The organism is Mesorhizobium sp. B2-5-3 (assembly GCF_006441005.1).
GTDB lineage: Bacteria > Pseudomonadota > Alphaproteobacteria > Rhizobiales > Rhizobiaceae > Mesorhizobium.
This window is the reverse complement of sequence record NZ_VFUS01000005.1, coordinates 341,613-354,110: the sequence shown is the minus strand read 5'-3', so window position 1 is coordinate 354,110 and position 12,498 is coordinate 341,613. Positions and strand designations below refer to the sequence as shown.

Below are 12,498 nucleotides of genomic sequence, written 5' to 3'. Positions count from 1 at the left end.
AGATCTGCTTCATTTCGGCCCCGCCGACGGCGCCCAGGCTTCGAGATAGGCGCAAAACATGTCGGCCATCGCTTCGGCATGGCTTCTATCTCTGCCGACGGGCGAGGCGTTTCCGAAAAACTGGTCGCCGGGCCGACATCCGCATAACCATCCGCCAGGTTCGGGCGCTCAGCTCACCGGCTGCAGCGGATCGCTGCCGATCTTGGACAGCAGGATCACCGCCTGGGTGCGGCTGTCGACGCCGAGCTTCTGCAATATCGCCGAGACATGCGCCTTGATCGTCGCCTCGGAGACGCCGAGCTCATAGGCGATCTGCTTGTTGAGAAGGCCTTCCGCCAGCATGCCGAGCACGCGGGTTTGCTGCGGCGTGAGCGCCTGCAAGCGCTTGATCAGGTCCGATATTTCGGGATCGCGCTCGACACCGAGATCGATGCCGGCCGGTGCCGCGATATCGCCCGCAAGGACCGATCGCACGGCGTCGCGGATTTCCTCCATGCTGGCCGATTTGGAGATGAAACCGGACGCGCCGAGGTCGAGCGCGCGCCGGATGGTCGCCGGGTCGTCATGGGCGGAGACCACCACCAGCGGCGCCGCCGGATGGATGCCGCGCAACGAGATCAGGCCGGAAAGGCCGCTCGCGCCCGGCATCGACAGGTCGAGCAGCACCAGATCGACCTCCTCGTTGGCCACGACCAGCGCCTTGGCGCTTTCGAAATCGCCGGCTTCGTGAATAGCGGTGACATTGCCGATGCCGGCAAGCGCTTCGCGCAACGCACCGCGAAACAGCGGGTGATCGTCGGCGATGACGAAAGAATAGCCTGATGGCAAATATCCCTCCCCGGATCCCTTGATGGTCTTCTGTTTTCTCGGGACCTGATGCAACGATTATGAGGCGCTTCGCGCTGTTTTCAAGCAGCAAAGCCGGCGCACCGGATTTCCCCAGACGGCCTGTCTTCAGGTCTTCTGCGAGTTGGGTTTGGCGCCGTCGCCGCTGTCCTTGTCCATATCTTTGACGATGCCCATGAAGCCCTTCAGGAAACGCTCCATGTAGCTCATCGTCTTGTTGAAATCCTCCTCGCTCGGCAATGTCGATTCGAGGCGGGCCGAGAGCGAATTCTCGAGCCTGGTGACGCGCTCGTCCATGGCTTTCATCGAGGTTTGCAGGCGATCGACCTCGTCCTGGAAGGCAGCGCGTTCATCGGCCGCCATCTTGCAGACGAGTTGGCCGGAGCGCTCCGCGCAGATCGACATCGCGCCCGTCTGTGTGTCCATGCGGACATAGCCGTTGGCGGATTTCTCCAGACGGTAGCGGTCGGCCTCCTCGGAAAAGGCGGACGCCGCGACCAGCGAAACGAGCGCGGCGGGGATCAAGATGTGCTGCAGACGCATGTTGTCCTCCATGGCCAAAGCCTGAGATATCGCATGTTTGCGCCGGAAATGGGGAAGATCCTTGGCACGGCCTTCCCCGCACGGCTGGTTCGGACTATAGCGCAACCATGTCTCAGATTATCTACAAGATAACCCCGGAAGGGCCTTGGCGCGAGGCCGAAGCGAACGGCCGCTTCACCGGAGCGCCGATCGATGTCGCCGACGGCTTCATCCATTTCTCCACGGCGGCACAGGTCAAAGAGACGGCGGCGAAACATTTTGCCGGCCAGGCGGGGCTTCTGCTGGTCGCCATCGACGGGACCAGCCTGGGCGATGCGCTAAAATACGAGGCCTCCCGCGGCGGCGCGCTGTTTCCGCACCTCTACGGCGTGCTCGACCTGAAAGCCGTGCTGTGGGTTCGGCCGCTGCCGCTCGGCGCCGACGGCACCCACCAGTTCCCGGCGCTGGAGGCCGAATGAGCGTGCTCGACCGGATTGGCCAGAAGCTGCTCTTCACGTTCGACCCGGAAACCGCGCATGGCCTGTCGATCGCGGCGCTGCGCTGCGGCCTGCCGGTCGGCTCACGGACGGCGCGCGATGCGCGGCTGAAGGTCAGCCTCTGCGGCCTCGATTTCCCCAATCCGCTCGGCATGGCTGCCGGTTATGACAAGAATGCCGAGGTGCCCGATGCGCTTCTCGGCCTCGGCTTCGGCTTTGCCGAGGTCGGCACGGTCACGCCGTCGGCGCAGCCTGGCAATCCGAAGCCGCGCATCTTCCGGTTGCCGGCGGATGAAGCGGTGATCAACCGGCTCGGCTTCAACAATGAAGGCCATGCGGCCGCCGAGAAACGCCTGGTCGGCCGCAAAGGGCGCTCCGGCATCGTCGGCGTCAACATCGGCGCCAACAAGGACAGCGCCGACCGCGTCAACGACTATGAGCGCGGTGTCATCCGCTTCGCGCCTTACGCCAGCTATCTCACCGTCAATATTTCCTCGCCCAATACGCCCGGCCTGCGCACCATGCAGGCGCGCGAACAGCTTGGCGAGCTGTTGTCGCGGGTCATGGCCGCGCGTGCGGCGGCGGCAAGGCAGCCGCCGGTGTTTCTCAAGATTGCGCCTGACCTGGTCGAAGCCGAGCTGGAAGACATCGCCGCCGAGGTCACCCATAAGGCAATAGACGGCATCATCGTGTCCAACACCACCATTTCTCGCCCGGCGCTACGCTCCAGCGGCGCGGCAAGCGAGACCGGCGGGCTTTCCGGCCGGCCGCTATTCGAGCGCTCGACCATCGTGCTGGCCCGTATGCGCAGGCTGCTGGGGCCGGACATGGCCATCATCGGCGTGGGTGGGGTCAACTCCGCCGAGACGGCGCTCGAGAAGATCCGCGCAGGCGCGGATCTCGTCCAGCTTTACACCGGCATGATCTATGCCGGGCCGGCGCTGCCGGGGCGCATCGTCGCCGGCATGGCGCATTTCGCCGAGACGGAACGGCTCAAGTCCATCAGCGACTTGCGCGACCGCCATCTCGACCAATGGGTTTCAAGGCCGCTCAACTGAATGCCGTCCGCAGCCGCAACCGCAGGATGGCCAGCAGGCTGAGGCCACGCACCAGCAGGAAGACATGCAATGCCGCCCACAGCCCATGATTGCCGAAAGCGGGCGCCAGCGTAATCAGCGCGGCGGCGAAGGCCAGGAAAGACAAAAGCATCATGTTGCGCATGTCGCGCGACCAGGTCGCGCCGATGAAGACGCCGTCCATCTGGAAAGCCAGCACGCCGCTCAGTGCGGTGAAGGCCGCCCAGGGCAGGTAGGTGTCGGCCACCGAGCGGACTTCCTGCGACGTGGTGACGACGGCAACCAGATTGGCACCGGCCAGCAGAAGCACCAGGGTTGCGGCGCCCGCCAATCCGAAACCCCAGAACAGGGTCAACCGCACCGCGCGCCGGAACGGGTGCTCAGCCCGCGCACCGACGGCGCGGCCGGCGAGCTGTTCCGCGGCGGTGGCGAAACCGTCGAGGAAATAGCCTGCGACGAGGAAAAAATTCATCAGCACGGCGTTGGCGGCCAGCGTGACCGTGCCGAATTGCGCACCCTGGCGGGTGAACAGCGCAAAGGCGGCAAGCAGCGAGAACGAGCGGATCATGATATCGCGGTTGAGCGACAGCATGCGCAGGAACGCGCTCATGTCGAGCAGGCGTTGGCGCGGCACGGGCGGGCTTGCCCTGAACCGTCTGATGACGATGGCGAAGCCAAGCAACATGGCCAGGAATTCGCCGGTGACGGTTGCCCAGGCGACGCCGGCGACGCCCCAGCCAAGCTCCAGGCCAAGCAGGATGCAGAGCGCGATGTTGATGCCGTTCAGCACCAACTGCAGCACCAACCCGAGCCCGCCCTCGCCTCGGCCGAGGACATAGCCGAGAATGGCGTAGTTGATCAGCGAGAAAGGTGCCGCGAGCAATCTGATGCCGATATAGACGCCCATCGCCTCGCTGACGCGCGGCCCGGCATCCATGAACCACCGCCCGCCGGCCGCGATCAGCGGCGAAAGCGCCGCCAGCACGATGCCGGCGACAACAGCGATCAGCACCGCGCGCCAGAACACCGCCTGTTCCTCCAGCGCGTCGTTGCGCCCGAAAGCCTGGGCGACCAGACCGGTGGTGCCGGAGCGCAGGAAATTGAAGGTGGTGAAGACGACGTCGAAGACCAGCGCGCCTGCCGCCAGGCCGCCAAGCAAGGCGGCGTCGCCGAGCTGTCCGACAACAGCCGTATCGACCATGCCGAGCAGCGGCGTCGTCAGGTAGGCGAGCGTCATCGGTACGGCGATGACGAGCACCGTGCGGTTGGTGACGACAAAGGATCCGGGAACGATTGGGGATCCGGCGTCGGCTGGGATTGCACCCTTCTCCAAAGAATTGCTGCCTTGCTGATTGCGGCTTGATCGAACAGCCGGTGTGCCCCATTTTCCGGCCACCGCGCAATCCACCCTTGCCATGGCGGCCAACCGAAATTCCGGTCTGGCGCGAGCCGCCGGATCCGGTTCATGTCCCTCCAGATCGTCCATCATCCCGACTACGACGCCGGCTTCGCCGTCAACCATCGCTTTCCGATGAGCAAATATCCGCTGCTGATGGAGGCCTTGCACGCACGCGGACTGGCCGTGCAGGGGGCGCTCAGCATGCCGGAAGCGGCACCCGCACCATGGCTGAAGCGTGCCCATGCGGCTGACTATGTCGACCAGGTCATCAGCTGTTCGGTGCCGGAAAAGATCGAACGCGAGATCGGCTTTCCGGTCGGCCCGCGCGTCTCGCTGCGCGCCCAACTCGCCACCGGCGGCACAGTACTGGCGGCCCGGCTGGCCTTGCGCCACGGCATTGCCTGCAACACCGCCGGCGGCAGCCATCATGCGCGCCGCGCGCAGGGCGCGGGCTTCTGCACCTTCAACGACGTCGCCGTCGCTTCGCTGGTGCTGCTTGCCGAAGGCGCGGCGCGGAACATACTCGTGGTCGATCTGGATGTGCATCAGGGCGACGGCACGGCGGATATCCTGGCTGGCGATCAGCGCGTGTTCACCTTCTCCATGCATGGCGAGCGCAACTACCCCGCGCGCAAGATCGCCTCCGACCTCGATGTCGCACTGCCCGACGGCACGGGCGATGCCGCCTATCTCGAAAGGCTGGCCGCCATCTTGCCGGAACTGTCCGCCCATGCGCGCTGGGACATCGTTTTCTACAATGCCGGCGTCGACGTCCATGCCGAGGACCGGCTCGGCAGGCTGGCGCTTTCAAACGACGGGCTTCGCGCCCGCGACGCCATGGTGATCGGTCACTTCCGCTCGCGCGGCATCGCGCTATGCGGCGTCATCGGCGGCGGCTATTCGACCGACGTGGCCGCGCTCGCGGCGCGCCATGCCATTCTGTTCGAGGCGGCGGCGGACTACGCCTGACCGCTATTTCCTGTAGTTGGCGATTCTGAGCAGGATGAACGCCGGAACCACGATCGCCGCACCCAGCAGAATATAACCCAGGAAGCGGTCGATGGCATGGAAGCCCAGATTCCAGAGATCCAGGACGAATTTGCGGATGCCATAGAGCACGTCCATCGGCGACCAGCCGAAGGCGGTCATGACGAGGCCGACGAGGAACGACACCACCAGCAACTTCAGGAGTACCCTGAGCGGGGTGTCGCCGAGAAAGCGCGTCAATGCGGACAAGACCTGTCTCCGGCTCTGATCGCCCGATTCGGCGACAGGATCAGAAATACGCACTTGGCCGCCCCGCTTCAAGCCGGGCGGGCCAAGGCTCTGAACCTGGCTGACAAAGCCTATGACGGCCGGTCCGGCGGTGCCGCCGGCTTTTCATGATAGGAATTTTTTCCTTGACGGGGTGAAGGCAACTATGGTAGATATTTGGCTATGGTGCTGAGTTGCGCCAGGGACCCGCCGCACAGGCGGGTTTATCCGTTCAAGGCTCCGTCAACAGCGCACCGTCGAAGGCTCCGAAGGAACACGTTAACGCGGATCGTGCCCTGGTACCAAGCGGCGACCATAGGCGCATGGCAGGCGAGCGGCCGGCGGCGGCTGATCGCGGCCGGCTTATCTGTTTTCTAACCAATTGCCGCTATTGCCATTCCTGGAGCGGGAGCTAGGCTTTGATGGAAGCGGAAAAAATCGGCGCGCGCCGCGCGGTCATGCTTTCGGTTGTCGTGCCGTGCTATAACGAGCGGGACGGCGTGGCTGAGCTTCACCGACGCGTCACCGCCGCTTGCCTGGCGCAAAACCCTTCCTACGAGATCGTGCTCGTCATCGACGGGGCGACCGACGGCACCCGCGATGCCGTTTTCGAACTGGCGCAAAAGGACGACCACGTCGTCGCCATCGACCTTGCCCGCAACTATGGCCACCAGATCGCGCTGAGCGCGGGGCTGGAGTTCTGCCGGGGCCAGCGCATCCTCATTCTCGATGCCGATCTCCAGGATCCGCCTGAACTGCTCGGCGCGATGATGGCGAAGATGGATGAAGGCTTCGATGTCGTTTACGGTCAAAGGGCCAAGCGTGATGGCGAAGGCTGGTTCAAGCTGGCTTCCGCGTCGATGTTCTACCGGCTGCTGCGCCGGATGGTCGACGTCGAGATCGCGCCGGACACCGGTGATTTCAGGCTGATGAGCCGCCGCGCCCTCGACCATCTGAACGCCATGCCGGAGCGCTACAGGTTCATTCGCGGCATGGTGAGCTGGATCGGGCTGAGACAGGCCGCCTTCTCCTATGAGCGGCAACGGCGTTTCGCCGGCGCCACCCACTATCCGCTCAAGAAGATGGTTCTCCTGGCTGTCGATGCGATGACCAGCTTTTCCATCGCGCCGTTGCGGTTTGCCTCGCTTCTGGGAATGCTTTCCGGCGCACTGGGAATGGTCGTGCTCGGCTATACGCTGCTCGAATGGTCGCTGGGAAACGTGCTGCCGGGCTGGACCAGCCTTGCCGCGATCATGCTGATCCTGGGCAGTGTTCAGCTTCTGGTGCTCGGCATATTCGGCGAATATCTCGGCCGGATGTACATGGAGACGAAGCGGCGGCCGCTCTATTTCGTCAACGAGATCGTTTCGCGAAGCGATGTGGCCCTCGAAAACCAGGACCTGCCTGTCCACCGCCTCCAGGAAATGGTGAAGAGAGCCGCGCGTGGCTAAGGCGACGATCGACCGGCCGCTACGGGATCTCTCGACCGGAACGAACGCGAAATGGCCGGGGGCCGCGACATGAACCAAGCCACGGCAATCGCGATGGCTACGCCGTCGCTCGAAGACGCACAGCGCAGCAGGCTGTTGTTCTGTCTTTTCTGCGCCTGCACCATTGCCTACGTGCTGATGAGGCATGCCAACTCCCTCCTTCTGGATCCTGACAGCTGGTGGCAGGTGAAGGTCGGGCTGGATTTCCTGGCGAACCGGACCTTTCCGACTGTCGACCCCTATTCCTATACCTTCGCCGGCCAGCCCTGGATCGCCAAGGAATGGCTGGGGCAGGTGCTTCTGGCGCTCGCCTATGGCGCCGGTGGCTGGAATGGCGTCGTCACGCTGATCATCGCCACGATCGGCCTGACAGTCTTCCTGATGGGATGGTTCCTCAGCGCATGGCTGAAGCCGGTGTTAGCGGTGGTGCTGGCTTTCGTCGCGGCTTTCCTTGTCGCCCCGATCTATACGGCGCGCCCCCACGTCTTCACTTTGCCGATCATCGTCATTTGGACGGCAATGCTGTTTCGCGCGGCGCAGGAGGAAAGAGCGCCATCCCCGTGGCTGCTCGCGCTCGTCGTGTTGTGGGCGAACCTGCATGCCACATTCACCTTGAGCTTCGTCATCGCCGGCTTTGCCGGTCTGTATCTCCTGTCGCGCATAGGCCTGTCGAAACCGGTTCTCCTGGCAAAATGGGTCGCGTTCGGCCTGCTTTGCCCAGTGGTCAGCCTGGTCCATCCCTATGGCGTCAAGGCCATCCTGGCGACGCTTACCGTCGCCTATGGCAACGAGGCGGTGCCGCTAATCCTGGAATGGCGGCCCTTCAACGCCCAGGAAGAGCTCGTCAAGGAAGCCGTGATGCTGCTGGCGCTTTTCGGGCTGTTGGTGTCACGGCTGCGGATTGGCTGGGCCAAGGCACTGTTCATCGTCTTCACCTTGCATGCCTATCTCAGTCACCAGCGGTTCATGTATCTGTTCTTCCTTCTGGTTCCGCTGGTGATCATGGCTGAGGTCGCACAGCAATATCCCGCACTTTCAGCCGCGACCTGGCTGGCGCAAAAGCGCGACGGATTGGAAAATTTCTTCGCCAGGCATTACTACGCAATCTCAGGCGCGGTGGCCGTCCTGCTGATCGGCGCGGTCTCGGTCCTCGGCAGCGTCCAACAGATCGCGCCGAGCCCGAAGACGTCCGCCAGCGGAGCACTCGCCTTCGCAAGGGATCAGCACCTGTCCGGCAACGTGCTGAATTCCTACAATTTCGGCGGCACGCTGATCTTCCACGGGATCAAGACCTACATCGACGGCAGGACGGACCAGCTGTTCCTGGACGGGTTCACGAAAACCGACGACGCGACCGGACACAGTGACGGCAAACCACTGCTCGAGGCCCGGCTGAAGAAATACGCCATAGGCTGGGCGCTGCTGGCGGCCGGCGACACCCGCATTCCCCTCTTCGAGGAATTGGGCTGGAAGCGGGCCTACGCGGACGAATACGCCGTGATCTACCTGCCCGGCGCCTGATCCGCGGCGCCAGCCCAAACCGGCTTCGGCCCTCCAGCATTCGCCTTGACACCGATGTTGCGGTGCAGCAAATTGCACCGGAGAGGACGAAGAAGTGGGACCGAGAATCAAGGCTTTCTCGCATCGCGGCAATGCCGCCGCATGGGCCGGTAAACCGGGTGCGCCACGACTGCCCCCGGCCACGGCGCGCGAACCGGTCGCATGAACTACAGACGCGACATCGACGGCTTGCGGGCCATAGCGGTGCTGCCTGTCGTCCTCTTTCATTTCGGCTTGTCCGCCATCCCAGGCGGCTTCACCGGCGTCGACATCTTCTTCGTCATATCGGGCTATCTGATCAGCGGCAGCCTGCTCGACGATCTCGAACGAGGCCAGTTCTCGATCGGCCGCTTCTATTGGCGCCGCGCGCGGCGCATCCTGCCGGCGCTGACCTTCGTCATCGTGCTCGCAGGCATTGCCGCCTGGTTCATCCTTTTGCCGTCGGACCTGCACGAATTCAGCCTCAGCGTCATCGCGGCCTCGACCTTCTGGTCGAACATCTATTTCTGGAAGACGACGAACTATTTCTCGATCGACGCCGAGCTGCGGCCGCTGCTGCACACATGGTCGCTCTCGGTCGAAGAGCAATATTACATCTTCGCGCCCATACTGGTGTACCTGATCTATCGCTATGCCTCGAAACGCTGGCTGACGATATTGCTGCCGATCGCGATCGGCAGTTTCGCCCTGGCGGTCATGGCGACCTCGATGGCGCCCACGGCGGGTTTCTACCTGTTGCCGACGCGCATCTGGGAACTGGCCCTAGGGGCCATGCTGATGCTGAGAAAGCCGCCGGCACTTGCCAGCCGGCCGGCAATGGAACTGATCGGCCTCGCCGGCTTTGCCATGGTCGCCTTCGGCTTCGTCACGATTTCAGAGAGCGACCCCTTTCCGGGCTACAATGCCTTGTTCCCCTGCATCGGCACCGCCCTGCTCATCTATGCCGGCCACGAAAGGGCGGGCGAACAGGGGCCGGCAACCATCGCCACGCGGGTGTTGCAGTTTCCGCCGCTGGTCTGGATCGGCCTCATTTCCTATTCGCTCTACCTCGTTCATTGGCCGATCAATTCCTTCGTCCATTACGTTTCGCTGAAAGCCATCGGCGTGCCGACGATCATCGCCATGACCGTGGCAAGCTTCGCCCTGGCGGCGTTCTCGTGGAGATATGTCGAGCAGCCGTTTCGGCGGAAACGGGCCTACACCGCACCGCTGCCTATCTTCGCCTTTTCCGCGACGGCAATCGTCCTGCTCTGCGTCGGCGGCGTGGCCGGGGCGCTCGGCAACGGTTTTCCGCAACGCTTCCCGGACTTTTCAACGGAACGGATCCAGGTTGGCGATTGGCGCAACGGCATCTGCTTCAACGAAGGCTCGAACCGGATCGAGGACTGGAACCTTGCCGCCTGCACCCGAACGAGCGGCTTTGCCACCAATGTGCTGTTGTGGGGCGATTCCTTCGCCGCCCACTATGTCTCGGGACTTGAAGCCAACGCCCAGAAAATCCAGGCTAACGTCATCCAATACACCTATGCCGGCTGCCCCCCGGACCTGACCTATTTTTCCTATGCCCGACCTGCCTGTACCAGCTTCAACGAGCGGGCCATGTCGATCATCCGCGAAGCCAACATTCAGGCCGTGATCCTGAGTGGCCGATGGACCGACTACGAGGTCAGGGGCTTCGGCGGTCTCCAGAAGACGATCGACCGGCTTCGCCAGATGGGCGTCAAGGTCTACGTCATCGGCCAGTCTCCCGAATTCATCGCCGACGTCCAGAAAATCGCCTTCTTCGCAAGACGAGGAGATACCGCGAACATGTCCTGGCCGATGGCCATGGATCCGGACATCAACAAGCGGGTTCTGCCCTTCGTCAAAGGCGCTGACTTCATAGACCCGCTGACCTATCTGTGCGACGCCGCAGGCTGCTCGTATGCCGATGCCGGCAACAAGCAATTTCTCTATTTCGACTATGGTCACTTCTCTTCCGCAGGCGCAGCACTCGCCATCTCGAGATACTGGCCGAGCTTTGCAGCCGGCACCGAGATCGCGAAAGTGAGATAGCAGGCGTGACCGGCATGCGGCGCGCCGGTCGCTGGGACGGTACCGTGTGGAAAGTGAGCCGCTTTGCGATTGCCCGATGGCCAGCCCTCATGGTAACGAGGCTGCTGCGCGGGTATGATGTAATGGTAGCCTGTCAGCTTCCCAAGCTGAACGCGCGGGTTCGATTCCCGCTACCCGCTCCAGTCTGCGCCAAGGGTTTGAGCCCTTACCAAGCCGCTCCAACTACCGGTTTCTCGCGCAATTCCGGGAAAACCGCTCCAGCCGTTTTCCCGGTATCGTTTTAGAGCCAAACACTAACCCAGACGCGCCTGCGCCAGCAGCGGACATGGCGGCGACCGCGGCGCCAATAGCTGCGGCAGACCCTGCGCCAGGCGCGGCGGCGCCCATGACGACGGTGCCGGCGATGCCACCGGCGATGCGAGATCTGCTCCACCTCGGCTTGATCGTCTCCTTCGAAGACGGCCGCATCAGCCCTGTCGAGGTCGTCCTTATCGAGTTCGTCAAGGATTCCGTTGCCGTTCGGGACCCCGGCAACTGCTCTGCCAGGCCTGGCCAGGCCTGCAAAAGCAACTGCCCCCGCGACGCCAAGCATTCCAGTAAGAAACAACCGACGTTCCATCAAAATCTCCCGAGTTGTTTATCATCGGCGCATCGTTCCCCGGCTCAAAACGAGCTCCGGCGCGAACGCCGATTGGCCTTTGAACGCACTTACCTGGTTTTTGTTCCGGTCACCCCACTTCGCGCAGGATGAAATCATGCAGCATCTTCGCCGCCGGCGACAGCGCACGGTTCTTCACTGTGATCAGGCTGTAAGGCCGAACCTCGATGTCGAATTCGGTCTGCACGACGTCGATGGCGCCGGCCAGCCCTTCGGGATTCTGGATGAATTTCGCCACCTGGACCGAGACCGGCGCGATGGCGTCGGAGTGCGCGACCATGACCAGGGTCAGGAGCAGCGAGCTGGTGTTGAGGATGCGGTCCGGCAGCGCGATGTTGCGGTTCAGGAAATTGCTCTCCATGGCCTGGCGCAGCGGCGAGCCGCCGGACTGGAAAACCCAGTCATAGGCCGCGGTCTCCTCCAACCGCACCGCTTTGCCCTCGGTCAGCGGATGGCCCCGGCGCACGATCAGGCAGGCCTTCTCGACGCCGATGACACGGGACTCGAACAGCCGCGGGTTGAGATCGTCGGGGATGCGCGCGATGATGAAGTCATGGCGCGACGCGATCAACTCGCGCGCCAGCACGTTGGAGGTCTCGACCTGCATGGTGATCTCGATGCGCGGGTAGATGCGGCGGATTTCGCGGATCGCCGGGACCGCGAGCTCGATCGCGGGCGCCGTCACCGCACCGAGGAACACCGAGCCGCCCTTGCCCGCCTTGAGTTCGGAGATCTCGCGATCGACCTCGCGCATCTCCAAAAGGATGGAGCGCGCGCGCCTGGCCAACGCCTTGCCATAGGGGGTCAAGGTGACGCCGCGCGGCAGCCTTTCGCAGAGCGTGACGTCCAGCACGGCTTCCATCTCGGCGATCATGCGCGAGGCCGCCGGCTGTGAGATATTCATGACCTGGGCGGCGGAACTGACCCGGCCGTGATCGTCCAGCGCAACGATCATGCGCATATGGCGCAGGCTGAGGCCGCTGCGCAGCAGGGTCTCGCCGTCACCGGGGAGCACCTCGTAACCTTCTGAAATCCCGCCAGGATTGCGCAACGTTGCCATTGATTTCCCTTCGCTCCCAATGCCCTTGAGTTTAGCGTCAACGTATACCAGTTTCGGTATAGCAATCATCAAAGATCGCAT

Annotated in this window: 12 protein-coding genes and 1 tRNA gene; 8 read left to right on the top strand and 5 right to left on the bottom strand. The window is 63.3% G+C overall.

The features are described from left to right. Window positions 1–168: 168 nt before the first annotated feature. Together FJ867_RS14590 and FJ867_RS14585 are read right to left on the bottom strand one after the other, a co-directional pair. The gene (locus FJ867_RS14590) at window positions 169–828 is read right to left on the bottom strand and encodes a response regulator transcription factor (protein ID WP_140513279.1); all 660 of its coding nucleotides are present in this window, start codon (window positions 826–828) and stop codon (window positions 169–171) included. Window positions 829–954: 126 nt separating this feature from the next. Then, entirely contained in the window at window positions 955–1,389 is a 435-nt protein-coding gene (locus FJ867_RS14585; RefSeq protein ID WP_140817727.1) for a hypothetical protein, read from the bottom strand. Between the two features lie 107 nt (window positions 1,390–1,496). On the opposite strand from FJ867_RS14585, the gene FJ867_RS14580 reads away from it, so the two are divergent. Together FJ867_RS14580 and FJ867_RS14575 are read left to right on the top strand one after the other, a co-directional pair. Then, on the top strand, window positions 1,497–1,847 hold the full coding sequence (locus tag FJ867_RS14580) for a DUF952 domain-containing protein (protein WP_140496591.1): 351 nt from the start codon (window positions 1,497–1,499) through the stop codon (window positions 1,845–1,847). Next, the gene (locus tag FJ867_RS14575) at window positions 1,844–2,923 is read left to right on the top strand and encodes a quinone-dependent dihydroorotate dehydrogenase (RefSeq protein WP_140817725.1); all 1,080 of its coding nucleotides are present in this window, start codon (window positions 1,844–1,846) and stop codon (window positions 2,921–2,923) included. Before FJ867_RS14580 ends, FJ867_RS14575 begins: the two co-directional genes overlap by 4 nt. Here the strand turns inward: FJ867_RS14575 and FJ867_RS14570 are convergent. Beyond that, window positions 2,916–4,178 (bottom strand): MATE family efflux transporter, encoded by a 1,263-nt coding sequence (locus tag FJ867_RS14570; protein ID WP_246675051.1) that lies wholly within the window; start codon window positions 4,176–4,178, stop codon window positions 2,916–2,918. The two genes, FJ867_RS14575 and FJ867_RS14570, sit on opposite strands and share 8 nt — an antisense overlap. 228 nt (window positions 4,179–4,406) lie before the next feature. Here FJ867_RS14570 and FJ867_RS14565 point away from each other — a divergent pair, with 228 nt between their 5' ends. Next, window positions 4,407–5,309, top strand: a complete 903-nt coding sequence (locus FJ867_RS14565) for a histone deacetylase (RefSeq protein ID WP_140817721.1) — start codon at window positions 4,407–4,409, stop codon at window positions 5,307–5,309. Between the two features lie 3 nt (window positions 5,310–5,312). Here FJ867_RS14565 and FJ867_RS14560 read toward each other — a convergent pair whose 3' ends face one another. Beyond that, window positions 5,313–5,576 carry a DUF6460 domain-containing protein gene (locus tag FJ867_RS14560; RefSeq protein WP_140513271.1) on the bottom strand — a complete coding sequence of 88 codons (264 nt, stop codon included), beginning with the start codon at window positions 5,574–5,576 and terminating at the stop codon, window positions 5,313–5,315. A 440-nt stretch (window positions 5,577–6,016) separates the two neighbouring features. On the opposite strand from FJ867_RS14560, the gene FJ867_RS14555 reads away from it, so the two are divergent. From FJ867_RS14555 to FJ867_RS28765, 5 genes are all read left to right on the top strand, one after another. Beyond that, window positions 6,017–7,045: a glycosyltransferase family 2 protein gene (locus FJ867_RS14555; protein ID WP_140817719.1), complete on the top strand. Its 1,029-nt coding sequence runs from the start codon at window positions 6,017–6,019 to the stop codon at window positions 7,043–7,045. A gap of 69 nt (window positions 7,046–7,114) precedes the next feature. Further along, window positions 7,115–8,605 carry a hypothetical protein gene (locus tag FJ867_RS14550; RefSeq protein WP_140817717.1) on the top strand — a complete coding sequence of 497 codons (1,491 nt, stop codon included), beginning with the start codon at window positions 7,115–7,117 and terminating at the stop codon, window positions 8,603–8,605. Between the two features lie 201 nt (window positions 8,606–8,806). After that, on the top strand, window positions 8,807–10,699 hold the full coding sequence (locus FJ867_RS14545) for an acyltransferase family protein (RefSeq protein ID WP_140817715.1): 1,893 nt from the start codon (window positions 8,807–8,809) through the stop codon (window positions 10,697–10,699). Between the two features lie 108 nt (window positions 10,700–10,807). Beyond that, window positions 10,808–10,881: transfer RNA gene (locus FJ867_RS14540), tRNA-Gly, on the top strand. A gap of 203 nt (window positions 10,882–11,084) precedes the next feature. Next, the gene (locus tag FJ867_RS28765; RefSeq protein ID WP_140649375.1) at window positions 11,085–11,450 is read left to right on the top strand and encodes a hypothetical protein; all 366 of its coding nucleotides are present in this window, start codon (window positions 11,085–11,087) and stop codon (window positions 11,448–11,450) included. On the opposite strand, the gene FJ867_RS14530 is transcribed toward FJ867_RS28765, so the two are convergent. Beyond that, window positions 11,428–12,417 (bottom strand): LysR family transcriptional regulator, encoded by a 990-nt coding sequence (locus tag FJ867_RS14530; protein WP_140513261.1) that lies wholly within the window; start codon window positions 12,415–12,417, stop codon window positions 11,428–11,430. The two genes, FJ867_RS28765 and FJ867_RS14530, sit on opposite strands and share 23 nt — an antisense overlap. Window positions 12,418–12,498 lie beyond the last annotated feature (81 nt).